The sequence below is a fragment of the Prevotella aurantiaca genome (assembly GCF_015262605.1).
In the GTDB taxonomy this organism is placed as follows: domain Bacteria; phylum Bacteroidota; class Bacteroidia; order Bacteroidales; family Bacteroidaceae; genus Prevotella; species Prevotella aurantiaca.
Window position 1 is genome coordinate 1 of the sequence record NZ_JABZSJ010000033.1, and the last position, 19,369, is coordinate 19,369.

The window sequence follows — 19,369 nt, forward strand, 5'->3', positions numbered from 1 at the left end:
AGACTGTAAATCTGCTGCTTCTAGCTTCGGTGGTTCGAATCCATCACTACCCACAAAAAAGGCATCTTCAGAAATGAAGATGCCTTTTTTATGGCTTTATATTTCTTATTTAAGTTGTTCTTCCAATGCTTCTAAGTAATCTAAAAAAACTTGTTCGCCCTTTGGTTCTAACGTACAGGACTTCCGTGGACACTTGCCAAAGAGCGCACGCATAGTAGTAATATAACCTTTTTGTTCCAAAAGTTCTAACTGCTCGTTCATTTCTTCATCGGTTGCACCAGTTTGTTCACACAGATAAAGAAACGCCACCTCCCTGTTTGTCATTAAGATTGACATTACAGAAAGGCTCAACTTGTTCTGAAAAAATGGGTCTAATGGCTTCCTCATACTTTTCTTTCTCTCTTTCTAATAGAAACATCGGTGTTAGTAACCAAGGCATCAAGAATCACAATTAGTAGGAATAAAGGAAAAAGAATTTTTTCTCTTGTATCAAACTCAAAGATATTCTGCATAAGCGTATTCATTGCATAGTATGTAAAAATGATGTATCCTCCTACGCTTACATTATTGGAACGTTGAGGTAAACATAAGCACAAACCTGACAATACAATGCCTAAGAATGAGAAACAAAATGGTATGAAATTACTTTCGAACTTAGAAAACAATGTTAAACCAGCTGTAATGAAAACCATCCAAGTCCATGCAGAAAGTATTCTACATTCAACGACACTATAAGTAGCAAGTCGCTTCTTCTTTATTATGTATGTAAAGCCGAACGTACACCAAGCAATTAAAGGAGTAATGCCATACAAGTAAGATATCCAAGGGCCAACAAAGTAGCTCATAGCATAAAGAACGAGTGTCAGAACAGACCAAACAGCAATGAATCGTGGTAATTTCGAATTGATTCCATCGGAGTTTTCAATTGCCTCTTTAATAGTTGCAATACTTTCAGTTACCCCCATTTGCTTTTCATCAGTAGTTTCGTTGCTGTTTTCTTTCATCACTTTCATTGTTTCTTTGGTAATATTATCCATACTAATAGAATTTATGTAATGAAACAAAGATAATGATATTTTAATCATAAACCGATACAACATAGTACTTTTTAACGCCATTTAACACCGCATCTTTCGTAAATACAGCATTTACATAGCAAACAAACAGTTTAATTTGCCTATAAAAGAAAAATGTAGTACCTTTGCAATACTAAACTAATAGTAATGAAAGGTAGTTTCGCATATTTTATCTTCGCATTGCTCTTACTTATATCTTGTAATAAGCAAGAGGGGAAATCATCAACCAACAAGTCAATAGACACAATTCCAATGTTGGTAGAACGAGTGCAGAAAAGTTCTCGATTGTACACTTCTGAGTATCATATTCACAAGATAATCACACATAGCGACAAGGTAAAAGCAGAAGGAACATTCCTCAACAAGAAGTTTTCAGTGAACCTTCCTCTTGGCGATCGTCGTGTAGCCATACCACTTGATGCCGTTGTAAAGGCCTATATTGATTTTTCAGACTTTAGCAACAAGAACGTAAAGAAAGACGGTAATGGCAAAATAACTATTATATTGCCCGACCCACGTATAGTAATAACCAGTACAAAGGTAAATCATAAAGAGATGAAACAATATGTTGCATTCACTCGAAGTAACTTTTCTGATGCCGAACTAACAAGTTACGAGCAACAGGGAAGGCAACAAATTGTTAGTTCTATAGGTCAGATGGGCATTATTGAGCATGCTCAAGAAAGTGCAGCAAGGCAGCTTATTCCGATGTTAAAGATGCTTGGATATAACGAAAACGATATAACCATTAGCTTCCGCAAAGAGTTTACACTGTCAGATATTACACGATTTATCGAAAGTTCAACCCTTCAAACTGATAGAAAGAAATGAGTAACAGCATACAAAAGTTCGTTCGTAATACTACCAGAGCCTTTTGGTTGCAAGTATTTGGAATTGCATTGCTCATCGGTGGTGGCATTTGGCTTGTGAAATGGCTTAATAATTCCAATTCCATTTCTGTGAATGTAGACCAACATATAGACATTACACCACAACAAATACAGTCTATCCAAAGCATTGGACAATGGGAATTTCTTGCCATTAACGACGAAGAAATTGTTGATACAGTGCGAGAACGCTTCTTTTCTGATAATGAATTAGTCCGCATTTACTATGGAACTCTTCGGTTGGGAATAGACCTACATAAGGCGAAACCCAGATGGCTACGTGTAGAAAATGATTCTGTTGTTGTGGCAACGCTACCCAATATAGAACTTTTAGACCGCAACTTCATTGACGAGGCACGCACGCAATCGTTCTTTGAAAGTGGAAACTGGTCTGCTGAAGATAGAGAAAAACTTTATAACAGAGCCTATCAGAAAATGTTGAAACGCTGTTTCACGAAAGAGAACATAGCCACAACAGAAAACAATGCGCGCAAACATTTCGAGAAAATGCTTAATGCTATGGGCTATAAAAACGTGCGAGTAGAATTTGAAAAGAAGGCTACAACAAAATAAAAAATTTATTATTTAAGGATATTCAGGTGGTAAAAAGATGTATTTTAATCTAAAACCATATTATACTCACTATAGATCACTCACTCAATTGGGCTTGCCTATCATTGTTGGACAAATAGGAACAATTATTCTTGGACTTGCCGACACACTCATGATTGGCCAGCATAGCACTACCGAACTTGGTGCAGCGGCTTTCGTAAACAATATGTTTACGTTGGTTTTAGTATTCGGAATGGGCTTTGCCTATGGTGTTACACCTATTGTTGGCTCGCTTTTCGGACGCGAAGAGAACGAGAAGATAGGCGGAATTTTAAAGAATGCTCTCTTAGTAAATACACTATTGGTAGTTTTACTCGTAGCAATCATGTGGTTACTCTATGCCAATCTTGGTAATTTAGGGCAACCTGAGGAACTGTTACCCATCATGCGGCCTTACTTTATCGTTAATCTTGTATCGCTACCTTTTGTTTCTTGGTTCAATACCTTTAAGCAATTGTGCGACGGAACCACCGATACGAAGACTCCAATGTGGATTATGCTGGGTGGAAACCTACTCAATGTAGCAGGCAACTACGTCTTAATATATGGTAAATTAGGCTTTCCTGAGTTAGGATTGTATGGTGCTGGTATTTCAACAATGGTTTCGCGCATCTTGATGGCGGTTACAATAGCCATCATTTTCTTTACTTCAAAGCGATATAAGTCATACCATCACGGCTTCTTCAACCAGTCTATCAATCGTTCAGACCTTACTTTGCTCTTCCAAATAGGCTTTCCTTTAAGTCTTCAGATGGGTATGGAGACGGCAGCTTTCAGTCTAAGTTCTATCATGGTAGGCTGGATTGGAACCAAAGCATTGGCTGCCCACCAGGTCATGCTGTCTATTTCGCAACTGTTCTATATGGTCTATTACGGCATGGGGGCTGCAGTTGCAATTCGCGTAAGCTACTTTAGTGGGCAACACGACTACAAAGCGGTGCGTCTTTCTTCGTCAGCTGGTTTTCATCTCATTATGTTAATTGCGTTCATAGTAGCCATTCCTGTCTTCATTTATCGTAATAGCATAGGTGAAATCTTTACCGATAGCGAAGAAGTTTGCCGTATGGTAGCACAGCTTATATGGCCTTTGATGATATATCAGATAGGCGATGGTTTGCAGTGTGCTTATGGAAACGCTATGAGAGGGCTATCTTATGTGAAGCCTCTCGTCCCAACTTCATTTGTATCATTCTTCTTAATCAGTCTGCCAATTGGTTATTTGCTTGGTATAAGGTTTGATTTTGGACTACATGGTATATGGTATGCCTTCCCATTCGGATTGACTGCAGCAGGCTTGCTCTACTATTACTACTTTAACAAGCAGTTAAATAAGCTAACCAAACTAGAGCAATAGTTGTCGGAAAATGGATTAACAGGCTCATTCTTTTAACATTCCCAACTTGGCTTTCCTATTATACCAATGTAATAACAAAGCCTTTGGAGAATTTTAAATAGCCAAGAGAAATAAGCCAATTCTATCGGATAAAAAGACGCTAACAATGTAAATATTTTTCAAGCACACAATTATTATCTAATTATATGATAATCAGTGCATTGAAAAACAGCCTATTTTGCGTTATAAAAGTGCCTGTTTTACATGGTAAAAGTGCCTATATTGCGTCGCAATATAGGCACTTTTGCAACACCAAAGCGCAGTTAACGTTTTCCCGTTGCACTTTTCTTTACAATTAAGAACCATTTGAAGGACAAATCATAGTCGTACGAAAGAAAATACAAACGACTATTTTTAATAACAAATAAGGCTGAACCCCTTAGAGTTCAGCCTTATTTGTATAAGTAAGTACAAGGTTTATCAGACTTCAGTAGCGATAGGAATACATTCTTTCCGATTCATAAACAAAGAGAGAGATAACCTATATTACTATCTACTTAATCTGCTGATGTTATACAACCAATCGACTTTAAATACATGAATCATACAGATTTGATGAACTGAAAAAGCTAAAAGCAATGCTTCGTATGTCTTACATACCTTCCTCTTCAGCCATTTCCAATTCTGTTTTTGGCTTTTCTTGAGGTGCATTGCCCTCAGTATCGCTTTCAATATCAAGTTGAACAGATGACGTAATCTTCAGTGCTCCCAAATTGTTTATAGTTATATCAATCGGAATAAACTCGTCGCTATTAGGGTCAGGCGAGCCTACGCTTGCACCAAACTTAAGGAAATTGCCATCTACTTTATCGAACATGAAACCAATAAATGCACCATTTTTACCATACTTATTATTGGTAAACTCTTTAAAATCACTCTTTTTAAAAGTGCGTTTAAAGAACTCTGTTCCGTCAGAACGGGTAATAAGAACTTCTACTTTATTGTCGTAATACTTCTTCCCATCGCTATCTATTACCATGGGAAGGTCTTTATCAGCATGGCGTTGAATATTTATCGTGTATGTTCCTCCCAACCATTCCACTTGTTTTTTATACTCAAAGTCAGCAAGTTGCTGCGGATTGTGCGACGGAACAGCCTGTGGTTTTATCTTAGTGATAATGTTATCCGACTTCTTTTCCTTCTTACAAGAAACTACGACAACCGTAAGCAACCCGCATAATAGGAACAATGATGTATTTCTTATAGCCTTCATCTGATAAAAATAAAATGTATATTCATTGCAAATGTACTGCTTTTTCTGAAATCAACCAAATTGTAAACAAGATAAATCCTTACTAATAGCGCAGTAAAGTCCATCTACAATGAATGGAGTATCACGCTTGTGATACAATGAAAAGATGATAAACGTTACTGAAACTACTTTCTTTCGAGTGTGATATGGTACAAACCTGCATATGCATCCTCCATGTGTGTGAACGAAATAACCACTGCAAAGTCGTCTCCTTTCTTATTGTGTTCAGGGTGTCCAAGCACAAAATTGCCATTCAAAGAAAGATAATCGTCCTCCCCAAGTACTTTATAACCATACGAAAGAGCATCTTCTGCAAAGCGAATCATCTCTTCTTCCGACCATGTATAAAGGTTAATGCGCTGTGTTGTAAAGCGATTGTTTAGACCAACCCCCCAAAAGCCCATCTGACGAGGGTGCGTTCCAGTAACAACATCGTTACCTAAAGCCTCATCATAATGCATGTTATAGCTGTAAGTCAGCTCCTTTTGTGCACCATATCCTTTAATTACTTGTGCTAATATTAGGCCGTGTGCTGCTCCAATGTTATCGAAAAAGTGCATTTCATTGGTACGTTGGTCGCCATTTACCAATAGTTCGTACATGAAAGAAAACTTGAAATCGGTACTTTTATGAAGACTTTGAAGTTTTTCCACAGGTCCATACTGAACTCCTTCCATAGGAGGGTACTTTACATTATTCGCTAAATCAGTATCTGATGTTTGTTCTGCTTCTATAGAATTAGAGTACGTTACAACAGGCTCTGACTCTATTTCATGTGTTGCTATATGGGGGTTGTGATCGTTAGAGTGCGCTGCTTTCGGTGTAGAATCACTGGTAACAGCATGCGTATGTTCCTTTACGATCTTTCCTCCATAGCGATAACTCTCTACAAAATCGTCCTTACCAGTTGCTTTGTTAATGTATTTATCAGTGCCTCCGGAACGTTCGCTCACTTTCGTTCCGTTCTTCCAAACTGTCGTAAACTCCAGTTTTCCGCGCTCTGAATATGTGTACGATGTTCCATTTAGCAAACCATTAGCATAGTTTAGTTTCATTCCTACATTGCCATTGGCAAAGAACGAAACCGCTCTACCATTGGCTTTGCCATTGCTATACTTCATTATCGATTCTGTTTTACCCGACTTATAGAATGTACGGGCAGTTCCAGTAAGCACAGTTTGTTTATCGTCTGTCTTACTAACACTTATATATTGCTTTTCCGCACATAGCTGTCCAGTGATATAATAGTCGTGAAGTATCTTCTGACCGCGCTTATCTACAGACAAAATACGATAATAAGAGGCTTGCTTGGCTGAGCTTACTCCCTTCCAATTTGCATTATAGAAAATTGCATCTTTAGGTATATTGCGCTTCACACGTCCTTGTGCCAGCACCACAAAAGGTAGCAACAGGATTATGAGGAATAAGAAAAATCGTTTCATAAAACTCTTAATTTTAATGCAAATATACAAAAGAAGTTGAAAACTATAGCAGATTTCTACTTCTTTTTTCTCCATCTTTGCTTCTCTGTACCATTTGCATTAAATGCCTTTTGCCTTATTTGCAACAAACACTCCAATAAGTATGAAGGCACTACCAACATACGCAATGGGTGTCATATGCTCGTTCAAGACTATCGCACTCGTGATTACTGTAGTTACAGGGTTAAAGTAAATATAGTTCGAAGCGCGCAAAGCACCTAACTTTGTAATAACCCATGCCCACGCAGCGAAGCACACAAACGACGCAACAACACCAAGATATAGTAGGTTAAGACCTATAGATGGCGTAAATAACTGTTCGAATGGGAATGTCCAAGGGTGTATAATAAAGATAGGAAGTATAGTGATTAACCCGTAAAAGAAAACTTTACGCGTGATAAAAAACGGAGAATAATGCGATGAAAAGTTCTTCATAACCAACGAATAGATAGCCCAACTCGCTGCTGCAGCCAATGCAAGGAAGTCTCCCAATGGGTCTAGATGCAAAACAAAATGGCCATTAAAGATGACAAGAGCAACACCTATCAGAGCAAAAACAGAGCCCACAACAAGCGGAAGGCTCGCTTTTACACTCTTCAAGAATAGCAATGCCAAGATAATCGTAACCAAAGGAGTAGTGCAAACAATGAAGCTAACATCGTTTACAACAGCTAATTTCAACGCATAATTCTCTGTTAAGAAGTAAAGAGAGCTACCGAAGATACCTAATAAAAACACTATTAGCTCGTCTTTCAGCGAATCGCAGAACAGTTTCTTGGGAGAAATGAACCAAATACATACGTAAGCTAACAACGTTCGCAGTACATATATCTCCTCAGGCGATAGCCCTTTATCTATCAACAGGCGAGTATTGACAAACGTTCCGCCCCAAATCATAACTATAACTAAAGCTACGACATGACCAAGAAGCCCATTTGACTTGATATTAGTAATATTTCCTTCGCTATTCATAGGTGCAAAGGTACATAGGTTTTACTAATATTTAAAACATATACATAAGAAAAAACAAAACGATAGTTGTATAAAGGAAATATATACAATATTTGCTTGCATATCGGAAAGGAAGCTATTTTACACTATTACTTTCGTTTCAACACTATCCGTGCTGTACTTTTCGAGTTGCTTGGCTCTACCTTTACATCGTCAGTTAAGTTTGTTACCCACGAATCAGCAGCAAAACGAAGTTTTCGATGTCGTTGTATGAGATACAAAGCAGGCTTATCTTCGACGACAACATATTCAGAAGAAGAATTTTGCGGAATATCTTTATCATCTTCATCAGTTACGTTTTCCTCACGAACATCGTTCGAATCAACTTTCATTACAATTGGACCTGTATAATCGTAATGCACTCTTGCTGTTTCTATATCAGCGTCAATGCAGAGCATTTTAGCACTGTCAATATAAGCCGTACCATTTATTTGCAGGTAATTTTCTGCTGTAACCTGCGCTGTTATAGGTTCTTTCGTTATTTTAAAACTGAACGTTGGTACAGCATAAGGTTGCCAATAAGCTTTAAGCCACGCATCAAAACCTGGGCAAAAGCTTAAAAAAACAGCCTTAACTATTTCTGTTGGTAAGTTCTTTAGTTCTTCAATAAACTCTTCTTTACTGACATTCTTATTGGGAACCTGCGACTTTAGGAAATCATAAAAGCCAAACAACAAATCTGTTTGGTTTACTATTTGCCATTGTTGTGCCTTCCATTCCACCTTTACAATAGGCGTTGTGTGATTAAAAATCTGCTGAATCTTCTCTATTAGTTGCTTGTCTGCCTCGAATGTGAAGTTATTTGGTGCTACAATCTTTGTTATATCGAGTTCAAAAGTAGTGCTATCAGCATCTGTTTCCAATACTTTCAAACTGAAGTTATTATGCAACTCGCCATCAAACATATTCAACGAGAACATAAATTCCACATCGTTAAACAACCAATAAGGACTATGCTGCCAGTTTAAACTAGCAACATAGTCGTAAGAAACATATTGCCCAACAACGAATTGTGGGCAATAATTTTGTTTATCTTGCGCTGTAGATACCAACGCAATAAGTGAAAATAATATGAAAGATAATAGCTTTCTCATTTAAAAGCTGCTAATCTTACATTATTACCATAGTCCAATTGTGCTTATCTTCAATGGTTCCGTACTGTATTCCACGCAATGTTTCATACAGTTTCAAGGACCATGGACCTGGCTTTTCGCCAAAGTTGTAAGACTTTCCTTCCTCTACATCGTCCAAACGAGATATAGGTGAGATAACCGCAGCAGTACCACAAGCACCTGCTTCTTCGAAAGTAGCAAGTTCTTCTTCCGGTATTGGGCGACGCTCTACCTTCATTCCGAGGTCTTCAGCTATCTGCATTAAGCTCTTATTTGTAATAGAAGGCAAGATCGAAGAAGACTCAGGAGTAACATAAGTGTTATTCTTTATACCGAAGAAATTAGCTGCTCCACACTCGTCAACATATTTCTTTTCTTTGCAATCGAGGTAGAATTCAGACGCATAACCCTTTTCGTGAGCAATCTGATTAGCCTTTAACGATGCAGCATAGTTACCTCCTACCTTGTAAGTACCAGTTCCTAATGGTGCAGCACGGTCGAAATTACGCATGATTACATAAGGATTTGTTGAGAAACCACCTTTGAAGTAAGGGCCAACAGGGGTAGCAAATATCATAAATAGATATTCTTCAGCAGGGCGAACACCTACTTGTGCACCTGTACCGATGAGCAATGGGCGAAGGTAAAGTGTAGCTCCGCTTTCATAAGGAGGTATATAAGCTTCGTTTAAGCTTACAACTTTCTTCACCATTTCTATGAAAAGTTCGGTTGGAGGTTCAGCCATGACGATACCACGGCAAGTACGTTGCAAGCGAGCAGCGTTTTCTTCAGGACGGAAGACACGTACTTTACCATCAGGACAGCGGTATGCTTTCAATCCTTCAAAGGCCTCTTGTCCGTAATGAAGACATGTTGCTGCCATGTGTATATTGATGTTTTCGTCTGAAGAAACTTCAATTTCTCCCCATTTTCCATCGCGATAGTAGCAACGAACATTGTAATCGGTCTTCTGATACCCGAATGAAAGGTTCTCCCAATCTATTTTTTTCATAATCTTAAATTTTGTGCCTGCCTTCTATTTCGTTTCGAAAAGGAAAGTCAGAAGGTCGGCGGTTAGTAATTGTTTTATAGTTTTTATTTATCGTTTAAGTCTCTGTTATTTTGTTTCGAGTAACTTTTTTATTTCCTCGTCGGTGTGTGTTAGTTTATCTTTACACACCTTTATCAGTCCTTGCGCCTTCTTTAGTTCGCTTGCCATAGTGTCTATATCCATGTCGCCACGTTCCATTTTGTCTACGATAGCTTCAAGTTTACTAAGTGCTTCTTCGTATTTCATACTTTATTTCGTAAGTTTCTATTTCTTTACTATTGACGTTACGCTACCTGTTTCGAGTTGCGTTGTAATTTCATCACCAGCTTTTAGTTCGTTAGCATTACGCACTACACGCCCATTCTTGTAGGTTAAGCTATAGCCTAAGCGCAACATTCGTTCTGGGTTTACGGCATCTACACGCTGTCCTATCAGTTGTAAGCGATGATATTCTGCCGTCAATTTGCGTTCGACTGCTGGGATTATCTTGCCTGAAAACATCTCTATTTTCATTCGATGATGCTGCAAGTGCAATCCTGTACGCTGCAAAATTGCATGCCAATAGTCGTCTAAACGTGCTTCTTCCCTATTCTTTACCATTGAAAACAGTATAGGAATATGGGCTGAAAGCTGCTGTAAATGCATTTTTTCGTGCTGTATTTTATGTCCTACTGCACGATGAATAGCCACTTGGGCTTGTTCTATTCGATGCAAAGTACTTGCCAAATATTCTATCAAGAAGGTTGCGGCAGCCGTCGGTGTCTTCACTTTTGTATGGGCAACCATATCAAGTATGCTCTCATCGCGGTCGTGCCCAATACCTGTTATAATGGGTAAAGGGAAATTAGCCACGTTCTCTGCCAGTATCAATGTGTCGAAACCACTAAGGTCGGCAGTTGCTCCGCCACCACGAATGATGACTACACAGTCGAATTCGTCTTCTCTTTCGTTTATCTTGTTCAGCGCTTCAACAATACTTTGCTCAACTTGTTCGCCTTGCATAATTGCTCCAAAGAGCTCTGTTTGAAAGGTTATTCCATACTCGTTGCCTGCTAATTGGTTGCAGAAATCGCCATATCCAGCTGCCGAAGCCGAAGAAATAACGGCTATTCGTTGCGCAAATAAAGACAGGCGAAGCTCTTTTTGCAGGTCGAACACGCCCTCTGCCTTCAACCGAGAGATGATTTCGTGGCGCTTGCGTGCCATGTCGCCCATTGTATATTCGGGATTGATGTCGTCAACGATCCACGAAAAGCCGTACTGGACATGAAACTGAGCATGTACTTGTACCATGATTTGAAGACCAGCACGAAGTTTTACACCTGCAACACGTTCAAAATAAGGTTCTATAAGCGACCACGATGTGCGCCAACACTTTGCAGATGCGCGTGCAATAGGTGTGTTTGAGCGTTCGTCTTTCTGTATTAGCTCTAAGTAAAGATGTCCCCTACTCTCTCTCGCTTCCGAAATTTCAGCTTCCACCCAATACGATTTCGGCATGGCAGCGTCGATAAGCTCGGCGACCAAAGAGTTGAGTTCATGTAGCGTTAGAGCGTTCTCCATATATCTGTACTGTCCTTTCAATCGCAAAGATAAGAATAAAATTGGAATAAAACTACATTGGTATTAGAAATTTTTCTTTTTACAACATCGTCTTTACACTTTGATAATAAAACATCGTAAAACCATTCCCATTTTACAATAGTAACACTTCTGACTTATCACGGCTATCTGAGTACACATCTTAAAATGGCATTCGGATAACACGAAACTAATAAAAACGATCTTATGATTCGTATGAAGATGAGATTATGAAAGTGTAAAGATTTATTATTAGCAATGGTATTACGTAACAATTTCACTATCAACGTGTTACGAAACCCATTGTTTTGCATTACAAAAGTGCCTATATTGCGCGGTAAAAGAGCCTGTTTTGCCTCGCAAAACAACCGCTTTTGCAAAGCAAAATAACAATCATTGTTTTTTCCTACTATTTTCTTTACAAAATAAGAGCTATACTATACTAAAACAATAGAAATAAAGTAGGTTTAAGATATGCTATCTATCTCACATCAATAGAAGTTTTTCTTCTGTATCAGAAAGATGGTTGACAATGTTCATTCTTTCAGTAATACAATACGAAAACACAGCTTACAAATGCCAAAAACTAAATAATGGGTTTAGTATTTTGCAAAGATTTGCTGAAAATACACTAGACGTAAAAGGTTACGGGCATTTATAATGCGCTGAGCTTGCGCCTGATAATCAGGACAAGCAAGTAGTTGTTCCACGTTAGCACTATAATATGTATTATCGGCTACACCCTCTTTCAGCAAGTTTTTGCCTAAACACATATACTTCGTATTACGGAAAGCAAAGGGCGCAAGTGTAGCTAATATATCGTCATGGCTTCCCCAACGCTGAGTCATTTTACGATAGTTTTCTTTCCGAAGGTAAGGTGGCAGGTAAACATATAATGGCACTGAGCGTTCCCAACGCTTATTTATCTTTGTATAATCAAGAATGGAACGCACGTTATGGTCGCCCGATATAATGACAATCGTATTGTTTGCTGCTTTCGATTGCTTAAATTTGTCTAGGAAATCGCCTAATGTTTTATTGGCGTAACGATATCCCATAATGTACTTTTTCAGTACTTCGTGGTTCTTTTCGGCAAAGCATTCATTGTTATAAATATCACTTGGAAGCTCCTTAAGTTGCGCTTCTTTAGGAAATTCGAACGGCGGATGATTGGTAGTTGTCATGCAAAGCATCATCTGTGGTTTAGTTGTTTGTTGGTCTAAACGTTCTTGTATGCTTTGGAAAAGATGATGGTCGAACACTCCGATACTATTATTTTTGTATTCGGGGTGCTGCTCTTTCAGCGTAAACTTGCCAGTAATCTTCGTAAACTGTTGGTGTTTCAGAGCCTCATAACAATTCTCCCATGCTACGTCCATACCTGAAATAAACTCTGTGGTATAGCCACTTTCGTTAAAAGGTAATGCTATCGACGAGGGTAAGCAATTGAAACGATAAGCGGATGAGAAGAAACGAGGAAACGGAACACTACTTATGATGTTCTCAATAGAGGCAATTGTGCCGTTACCAACAGACTGGAAATTGCGAAAAAGCAAATCTTCTTTAAAGTGACGGCGCATTCCAAATAACATATCACAATGAGAATTATCTAAGTTCATAAGGTAATTACTCCAGCTTTCCTCATAGATTATCAACACATTCGGCTGTTTGTGCTTCATTGTATCGGGCACCTCGCAGAACAAGGCAGTGCGTAATGCAGACAGAGTATCGCTCTTTAAACGTATTGTATCCGAGTTTGTATATACGTTTATGGCTTCTTGCAGCGACCTGAACTTATATTCGGTAAGCAAACTTTCAATAGAATGAAAGGTAAAAGCGTCTTTCTTTTCCTTTATTGCCTTCTTCAACATGTAGGCAGCGTTGGGTACAAGGTCGTTAATTTGCTTACTGCTCGACACAAAAGAATCTTCAACTTGCAAAGGGAAACGCCATACAGAGCCACGAAGACAAGCTGTTTCAACAAGGAAAAATACAATTATGAGGGCGAACATCTTACCCGTTACTCTCACCTTTTCCTTTCCACTATCATAGCTTTGTGCGCTGTTTGCAATTTTCTTATTAAGAAGATAAATGCCAAAAGCTACAATTCCAACCACTGACAGATATAGCATGACGTGATATTCTTCCCAAATCGTTTGCAGTAAACTCAAGGGGTTTTCATTAAAAAAGTCGAAAGCTGTTATATTAATATGTGACTGAAAATTGTGATAAAAACCTATATCAAATAGTGCAAGTATTAGCAATATAGTTTCAAGTAACCAATAATAAAAACTAACAAACCGAGATAACCTATCTGTTACATTCTTATTGCGCACTAAAAGGCAAAATAATACAACAAGAAAAGGCAGAATGGCAACGTATGCTGCTACTTGAAGATCGAAGCGTAATGCGTTAAAAAACGCTGAAGGTAACGAATTTGCATACTCACCGAAAGTAGAAAAAGGAACAAAACAGACAGCGAAGAGCAGTCTGACAATAAAGAATACACTCACTATAATAAGTGTATGCTTCAGTATTTCAACTATTTTTGCAGTAAGATAATTCATCTTTCATATTTCCTAAATGTAAGGAAAGCTGTGCAAAGGTATTATTATTTCATAAAAGTACAAAAGGAATAAAACAAAAAAAGAAAACAATAAGATGCAAAAACTTTGTGGATTGATGTTTATTTCTTATTTTTGCATAATGATAAAAGGGCTCGCCTATTTTATAGGAATGAAGCCTTTGGATTTTGATTGAATTAAACCGACAAAGCTTTTAAAGCTATAGATTTATGAATAATATCTTTCGTGGATTAGGAATAGCATTGGTAACACCATTCAAACAGAATGGCGAAATAGATTACGATGCCTTAGAAAGACTAATAGAATACCAAATAAAGAATGGTGCTGACTTCTTTACCATACTAGCAACAACGGGCGAAAGTCCTTGTTTATCGGCAGAAGAGAAAAACGAAATCACAAAAACCATAATAAAGATTGTAGCTGGACGCGTTCCGATACTGAAATATTGTGGTGGCAACTATACTGCTGCCGTTGTGGAAGAAATAAAACAATCTGACTGGAAAGGTATTGATGGAATACTTAGCATCTGTCCATACTACAATAAACCCAGCCAAGAAGGATTGTATCAACACTTCAAAGCCATTGCAGAAGTTAGCCCGCTACCAGTGGTTTTATATAATGTGCCTGGACGAACGGGCGTAAATATGAAAGCGGAGACCACCGTGAGGATTGCTACCGACTTTCCTAATATCGTGGCAGTTAAGGAGGCTGCTGGCAGTTTAGAGCAGGTAGATGAAATCATTAAGAACAAGCCAAAACACTTTGAAGTAATTAGTGGCGATGATGCACTGACGTTCCCAATGATAGCAAGTGGTGCTGCTGGTGTTATTTCGGTTATTGGTAATGCACTGCCAAAAGAGTTTTCGCGTATGATTCGATTGGAATTTAATGGCGAATACGATGCTGCGCGCATAATTCACCACCAGTTTACGGAACTTTATAAACTGTTGTTTGTAGACGGAAACCCAGCAGGCTGCAAGGCTTTGCTTAACGATATGGGAATGATAGAAAACGTTTTGCGATTACCATTGGTACCTACACGTATCGAAACAAAACAGAAAATGAACGATATACTAAAAAAGATGAGACTTCATTAAGAAGTCTCATCTTTTTTTATTCTTTTGGTGTTCATAATTGATGAACACTATATTTAAACCTTCTATTAAAGTTTTTCTTATTAAATTAACGCTGCAGGAATAGTGATTTCACCTGCAATAGATTGGTTCATGTACTTGCGCACAATCTCGTGATCACTATATTTCGCCTGAAGAAGCATTAGTTTGGTTAGCGCAGCCTCAACTGTCGTATCGTAACCACTAATAACACCAGCTTCTTTCAGCTGATATCCCGTATCATAACGATTCATATCGGCTTGTCCACTAATACATTGACTTACATTAACAGTAACTACTCCACGCTGAGAAGCCTCTTTTAGCAAGTTCATCAGCCAAGGAGAGTGAGGTGCATTGCCGCTTCCGTATGTACGCATGATAATGCCACGGAGTTCAGGAGCATCGAATATGTGACGCACTATGTTCTCTTCAGCACCAGGAAACAACGAAAGCACAAATACATTGCTGTTCACTTCAAAGTGAGGCACCATTGGTTTGCTGTAGTCAGGAGTTAAGATATGGTGCGTTTGGAAGTTAAAACTAACACCTGCCTCGCAAAGATGAGGGAAGTTGAACGAATCAAAAGCATTCAACTCGTCAGCATTTTGCTTCGTAGAACGATTACCACGGAGCAAGTGTCCATTAAAGTAAATACATACTTCAGGCACCATAGGGGTACCATCTTGGTGGTGAGCTGCTGCTAACTCGAGACTTGTCATAAGATTTTCCTTGCCATCTGTGCGCAATTGACCTATTGGAAGCTGTGAGCCTGTTAGGATAACAGGCTTCGTAAGATTCTCAAGCATAAACGACAATGCCGATGCTGTATAAGACATGGTGTCTGTACCATGCAAGATAACAAACCCATCATAATCGTCATACCTATCCACTATGATTCTAACAATATCTGCCCAATTATCTGGAGACATGTTTGAAGAGTCAATAGCAGGAATAAATTGATAGGTATCAATGGCTGTTGGAATCAGCTTAAACTCTGGAACCTTATCAGCAAGGTGATCGAAATCTAAAGGCTCTAAGGCCCCCGTCGTAGGATTACAACCCATTCCAATGGTTCCACCGGTATAAATCAGTAAAACTTTCTCTGTTCTTTTCATGCTCGTATTATACTTTGGGGCAAAGATAGTAATTTATTTTCAGTAATTGTTTATTTACATCCTTCTTTTTTATCGCTTAATATTAAATTGTTACATGTTTTATCTTTCCATAAGTTGACAGAAACAAGGCTGTGCTAAACCTTAAGACACATCAAACAAAAAGATAACTATAAAATTGACGCAAACCTTTTACTTTACAACAACATAATGACAATTGAATTATTTTACTATATTATAAAGTTATTTTTTTTCTCTATATCAAAAGTCAATTAAACTTTTGCCATTCTCAAAAAATAATAGTATTTTTGCAACGTAATTATGGTGGAGGATTTATAGATAATAGAAGAAACTCACCTTAGCGAGAATGAAATAACGTTATTGCACTTATATTTTATGAAGAAATTACTTTTCCCTATCATGGTTATTACCATGATTTTAGCGATGGTAGGCTGTGGTTCAAGCAAACAAGTAGCTTACTGGCAGAACATTGACTCTATTAGCTTAGCAGCATCTAAAGGCTTATATGATGCTAAGATTATGCCAAAAGATGAATTAACCATTTTGGTGCAAACCACCGATCCTCTTACTTCAGAGCCATTCAACCTACGTTCTACAGGACAAACAAATAGTAAAAGTCAAGTTACTAATTATTTGGTTGATAATGATGGCATGATAAATTTTCCCATCATAGGCAAAATCCATGTCGCAGGATTAACTAAGACTGAGTGCGAAGACCTTATTAAAAGTAAAATTCAGCCATATTTGGCACGTACAGAAAATCCACTCGTTTCAGTTCGCATGAGTAGCTATCGTATCACTGTTATTGGAGAAGTAAATCGTCCTGGTGTTATTCCAGTAGCGACAGAAAAGATTAGTTTAGTTGAAGCATTAGCTGAAGCTGGAGATATGACCATTTTTGGAAAGCGCGATAATATACTTCTTGTTAGAGAAGATAAGACTGGAGAGAAGCATAAGATACGCTTAAATATGAACGATGCGAACCTTATAAACTCACCTTATTATTATTTACAACAGAATGACATCATTTACGTTGAACCGCAAAAGATGAAGGCAAGAAATACATTCTTTGGAAGTAACACAAGTATATTCTATTCAGTAATTGGTATCACAACGTCGCTTGTTTCTTTATTAATTACTATTTTAAGATAGAAAAATATAAGAAGTAAGCTAGAGAAATTAAATTAGGTTTAAAAGAAAAAGATAAAAAAAATGTGTGGAATTGTTGGGTATTTAGGAACAAAAAGACAAGCTTATCCCGTCTTAATAAAAGGACTTAAAAGACTTGAATATAGAGGATACGATAGTTCAGGCGTTGCACTTATCAATAGTAATGGAGATTTAAATGTATATAAGGCAAAAGGTAAAGTAAGTGAATTAGAAGCTTTCTGCGCAGAAAAGAATATTGAAGGTGGTATCGGTATTGCACACACACGGTGGGCAACACATGGTGAGCCTTCTTCAACAAATGCACATCCGCACTATTCTGAGTCAAAGAATTTAGCCATTATTCATAATGGCATCATTGAAAACTACGCAGAAATAAAGAAGAAACTTATTGATAAAGGTATACACTTTGCTTCTGACACCGATACAGAAGTATTAGTACAATTAGTTGAATACGTTCAAACAAAGAAAGAATTAGATTTACTTACAGCTGTTCAGATAGCTCTGAATCAAGTTATTGGCGCATATGCTATAGCAATTTTAGACAAACGTCATCCTGATACTATCATTGCAGCACGCAAACAAAGTCCACTTGTAGTGGGTATTGGAAATGATGAGTTCTTTTTAGGTTCAGATGCAAGCCCAATTATTGAGTTTACTGATAAGGTTGTTTACCTGGAAGACGAGAACATTGCTGTCATGAAATTGGGCGAAGAATTAAAGGTTGTAAATATTCAGAATGAATCTTTAGCACCCGTAATAAAGAAAGTAGACATAAACCTTGGTCAAATAGAGAAAAGTGGTTATCCACACTTTATGCTCAAAGAAATATTTGAGCAGCCCGATTGTCTTATTAACTGTATGCGAGGACGCATCAACATAGATAACAACAATGTAACTTTAAGTGCCATCATTGACCATAGACAGCGCTTACTTAGTGCAAAACGAATTATAATTGTTGCCTGTGGAACAAGTTGGCATGCTGGTCTTATTGGCAAGCAACTACTCGAAACATTCTGCAGAATCCCTGTTGATGTTGAGTATGCAAGTGAGTTCCGCTATCGCAATCCTGTGGTTTCTGCTGACGATGTAGTAATTGCATTATCACAAAGTGGTGAAACTGCCGACACGCTTGCTGCCATTGAATTAGCAAAAGAACATGGAGCATTTATCTATGGTATATGTAACGCTATTGGCTCTAGTATCCCACGTGCCACCCATACTGGAACTTATATTCACGTAGGTCCAGAAATTGGTGTTGCCTCTACAAAAGCTTTTACTGGCCAAGTAACTGTTTTAACTATGCTTGCACTTACTTTAGCAGAAGCAAAAGGAACAATAAAACATGATGAGTACATCAAAGTTGTAGAAGAGCTATCCGCTATTCCTGAAAAAATTAAAGAGGTTTTAAAGACTAACGAGGCTATTGCAGATTTAGCAAGGACATTTACTTATGCACATAACTTCCTTTATTTAGGTCGCGGATTCAGCTATCCAGTAGCATTGGAAGGTGCTTTAAAATTGAAAGAAATTTCATATATACACGCTGAAGGATACCCTGCTGCTGAAATGAAACATGGACCAATTGCATTAATAGACTCTGATATGCCTGTAGTTGTTATAGCTACCCATAACTCAATGTATGAAAAGGTGCGTAGCAATATACAGGAAATAAAAGCACGAAATGGTCGAGTAATAGCATTGGTTTCTAAAGGCGACAAGACAATATCACAGATTGCTGATGCTGTTATTGAACTTCCAGATACAATGGATTGTTTAGAACCACTAGTAGCAACTATACCGCTGCAGCTTTTAGCCTATCACGTAGCTGTCTGCAAAGGCAAAGATGTAGACCAACCACGTAACTTGGCAAAGTCGGTTACAGTAGAATAAAACAGAAAAATAACCTTAGTAAA

17 protein-coding genes are annotated in these 19,369 nt (G+C 38.0%); 6 read left to right on the plus strand and 11 right to left on the minus strand.

The genetic code is table 11. The features are described from left to right. Positions 1 to 105: 105 nt before the first annotated feature. Both HXN26_RS06850 and HXN26_RS06855 read right to left on the minus strand, forming a co-directional pair. Positions 106 to 387: a transcriptional regulator gene (locus tag HXN26_RS06850; protein ID WP_273159844.1), complete on the minus strand. Its 282-nt coding sequence runs from the start codon at positions 385 to 387 to the stop codon at positions 106 to 108. Continuing rightward, complete coding sequence (locus HXN26_RS06855) at positions 384 to 1,037, minus strand: hypothetical protein (RefSeq protein ID WP_273159847.1); 654 nt, start codon at positions 1,035 to 1,037, stop codon at positions 384 to 386. The genes HXN26_RS06850 and HXN26_RS06855 overlap by 4 nt, the downstream gene beginning before the upstream one ends. Positions 1,038 to 1,223: 186 nt before the next feature. Here HXN26_RS06855 and HXN26_RS06860 point away from each other — a divergent pair, with 186 nt between their 5' ends. The 3 genes from HXN26_RS06860 to HXN26_RS06870 are packed head-to-tail and all read left to right on the plus strand — an operon-like array spanning position 1,224 to position 3,929. After that, complete coding sequence (locus HXN26_RS06860; protein WP_024999982.1) at positions 1,224 to 1,907, plus strand: DUF4230 domain-containing protein; 684 nt, start codon at positions 1,224 to 1,226, stop codon at positions 1,905 to 1,907. Next, on the plus strand, positions 1,904 to 2,536 hold the full coding sequence (locus HXN26_RS06865; RefSeq protein WP_273159849.1) for a DUF4230 domain-containing protein: 633 nt from the start codon (positions 1,904 to 1,906) through the stop codon (positions 2,534 to 2,536). The genes HXN26_RS06860 and HXN26_RS06865 overlap by 4 nt, the downstream gene beginning before the upstream one ends. A 37-nt stretch (positions 2,537 to 2,573) precedes the next feature. After that, the gene (locus HXN26_RS06870; protein WP_273159851.1) at positions 2,574 to 3,929 is read left to right on the plus strand and encodes an MATE family efflux transporter; all 1,356 of its coding nucleotides are present in this window, start codon (positions 2,574 to 2,576) and stop codon (positions 3,927 to 3,929) included. A gap of 631 nt (positions 3,930 to 4,560) precedes the next feature. Here HXN26_RS06870 and HXN26_RS06875 read toward each other — a convergent pair. From HXN26_RS06875 to HXN26_RS06910, 8 genes are all read right to left on the minus strand, one after another. Next, complete coding sequence (locus tag HXN26_RS06875; protein ID WP_024999979.1) at positions 4,561 to 5,181, minus strand: DUF4738 domain-containing protein; 621 nt, start codon at positions 5,179 to 5,181, stop codon at positions 4,561 to 4,563. Positions 5,182 to 5,345: 164 nt separating this feature from the next. Next, positions 5,346 to 6,662 carry a toxin-antitoxin system YwqK family antitoxin gene (locus tag HXN26_RS06880; RefSeq protein ID WP_273159855.1) on the minus strand — a complete coding sequence of 439 codons (1,317 nt, stop codon included), beginning with the start codon at positions 6,660 to 6,662 and terminating at the stop codon, positions 5,346 to 5,348. Positions 6,663 to 6,761: 99 nt separating this feature from the next. Next, positions 6,762 to 7,673, minus strand: a complete 912-nt coding sequence (locus HXN26_RS06885) for a DMT family transporter (protein WP_273159858.1) — start codon at positions 7,671 to 7,673, stop codon at positions 6,762 to 6,764. A 128-nt stretch (positions 7,674 to 7,801) separates the two neighbouring features. After that, positions 7,802 to 8,806: a hypothetical protein gene (locus HXN26_RS06890; RefSeq protein WP_273159861.1), complete on the minus strand. Its 1,005-nt coding sequence runs from the start codon at positions 8,804 to 8,806 to the stop codon at positions 7,802 to 7,804. Between the two features lie 16 nt (positions 8,807 to 8,822). Then, positions 8,823 to 9,836 (minus strand): branched-chain amino acid aminotransferase, encoded by a 1,014-nt coding sequence (locus HXN26_RS06895; RefSeq protein ID WP_273159863.1) that lies wholly within the window; start codon positions 9,834 to 9,836, stop codon positions 8,823 to 8,825. A 105-nt stretch (positions 9,837 to 9,941) separates the two neighbouring features. Beyond that, the gene (gene xseB, locus HXN26_RS06900) at positions 9,942 to 10,121 is read right to left on the minus strand and encodes an exodeoxyribonuclease VII small subunit (RefSeq protein WP_024999975.1); all 180 of its coding nucleotides are present in this window, start codon (positions 10,119 to 10,121) and stop codon (positions 9,942 to 9,944) included. Positions 10,122 to 10,139: 18 nt separating this feature from the next. Continuing rightward, the gene (gene xseA, locus HXN26_RS06905) at positions 10,140 to 11,438 is read right to left on the minus strand and encodes an exodeoxyribonuclease VII large subunit (RefSeq protein WP_273159867.1); all 1,299 of its coding nucleotides are present in this window, start codon (positions 11,436 to 11,438) and stop codon (positions 10,140 to 10,142) included. A gap of 617 nt (positions 11,439 to 12,055) precedes the next feature. Continuing rightward, positions 12,056 to 14,023 (minus strand): LTA synthase family protein, encoded by a 1,968-nt coding sequence (locus HXN26_RS06910; RefSeq protein WP_273159871.1) that lies wholly within the window; start codon positions 14,021 to 14,023, stop codon positions 12,056 to 12,058. Positions 14,024 to 14,250: 227 nt separating this feature from the next. Between HXN26_RS06910 and dapA the strand changes: the two genes are divergently transcribed. After that, positions 14,251 to 15,138: a 4-hydroxy-tetrahydrodipicolinate synthase gene (dapA, locus tag HXN26_RS06915; protein WP_273159874.1), complete on the plus strand. Its 888-nt coding sequence runs from the start codon at positions 14,251 to 14,253 to the stop codon at positions 15,136 to 15,138. Positions 15,139 to 15,218: 80 nt separating this feature from the next. On the opposite strand, the gene HXN26_RS06920 is transcribed toward dapA, so the two are convergent. Continuing rightward, entirely contained in the window at positions 15,219 to 16,268 is a 1,050-nt protein-coding gene (locus HXN26_RS06920) for an asparaginase (protein WP_024999973.1), read from the minus strand. Positions 16,269 to 16,661: 393 nt separating this feature from the next. Here HXN26_RS06920 and HXN26_RS06925 point away from each other — a divergent pair, with 393 nt between their 5' ends. Then, entirely contained in the window at positions 16,662 to 17,438 is a 777-nt protein-coding gene (locus HXN26_RS06925; protein ID WP_024999972.1) for a polysaccharide biosynthesis/export family protein, read from the plus strand. Positions 17,439 to 17,498: 60 nt separating this feature from the next. Beyond that, entirely contained in the window at positions 17,499 to 19,346 is a 1,848-nt protein-coding gene (gene glmS, locus HXN26_RS06930; protein ID WP_273159881.1) for a glutamine--fructose-6-phosphate transaminase (isomerizing), read from the plus strand. Positions 19,347 to 19,369: the final 23 nt, after the last annotated feature.

Coding starts and splice junctions, on each gene's coding strand:
- HXN26_RS06850 (WP_273159844.1), bottom strand. CDS start 387: ATGAGGAAGCCATTAGACCCATTTTTTCAGAACAAGTTGAGCCTTTCT.
- HXN26_RS06855 (WP_273159847.1), bottom strand. CDS start 1,037: ATGGATAATATTACCAAAGAAACAATGAAAGTGATGAAAGAAAACAGC.
- HXN26_RS06860 (WP_024999982.1), top strand. CDS start 1,224: ATGAAAGGTAGTTTCGCATATTTTATCTTCGCATTGCTCTTACTTATA.
- HXN26_RS06865 (WP_273159849.1), top strand. CDS start 1,904: ATGAGTAACAGCATACAAAAGTTCGTTCGTAATACTACCAGAGCCTTT.
- HXN26_RS06870 (WP_273159851.1), top strand. CDS start 2,574: ATGTATTTTAATCTAAAACCATATTATACTCACTATAGATCACTCACT.
- HXN26_RS06875 (WP_024999979.1), bottom strand. CDS start 5,181: ATGAAGGCTATAAGAAATACATCATTGTTCCTATTATGCGGGTTGCTT.
- HXN26_RS06880 (WP_273159855.1), bottom strand. CDS start 6,662: ATGAAACGATTTTTCTTATTCCTCATAATCCTGTTGCTACCTTTTGTG.
- HXN26_RS06885 (WP_273159858.1), bottom strand. CDS start 7,673: ATGAATAGCGAAGGAAATATTACTAATATCAAGTCAAATGGGCTTCTT.
- HXN26_RS06890 (WP_273159861.1), bottom strand. CDS start 8,806: ATGAGAAAGCTATTATCTTTCATATTATTTTCACTTATTGCGTTGGTA.
- HXN26_RS06895 (WP_273159863.1), bottom strand. CDS start 9,836: ATGAAAAAAATAGATTGGGAGAACCTTTCATTCGGGTATCAGAAGACC.
- xseB (WP_024999975.1), bottom strand. CDS start 10,121: ATGAAATACGAAGAAGCACTTAGTAAACTTGAAGCTATCGTAGACAAA.
- xseA (WP_273159867.1), bottom strand. CDS start 11,438: ATGGAGAACGCTCTAACGCTACATGAACTCAACTCTTTGGTCGCCGAG.
- HXN26_RS06910 (WP_273159871.1), bottom strand. CDS start 14,023: ATGAATTATCTTACTGCAAAAATAGTTGAAATACTGAAGCATACACTT.
- dapA (WP_273159874.1), top strand. CDS start 14,251: ATGAATAATATCTTTCGTGGATTAGGAATAGCATTGGTAACACCATTC.
- HXN26_RS06920 (WP_024999973.1), bottom strand. CDS start 16,268: ATGAAAAGAACAGAGAAAGTTTTACTGATTTATACCGGTGGAACCATT.
- HXN26_RS06925 (WP_024999972.1), top strand. CDS start 16,662: ATGAAGAAATTACTTTTCCCTATCATGGTTATTACCATGATTTTAGCG.
- glmS (WP_273159881.1), top strand. CDS start 17,499: ATGTGTGGAATTGTTGGGTATTTAGGAACAAAAAGACAAGCTTATCCC.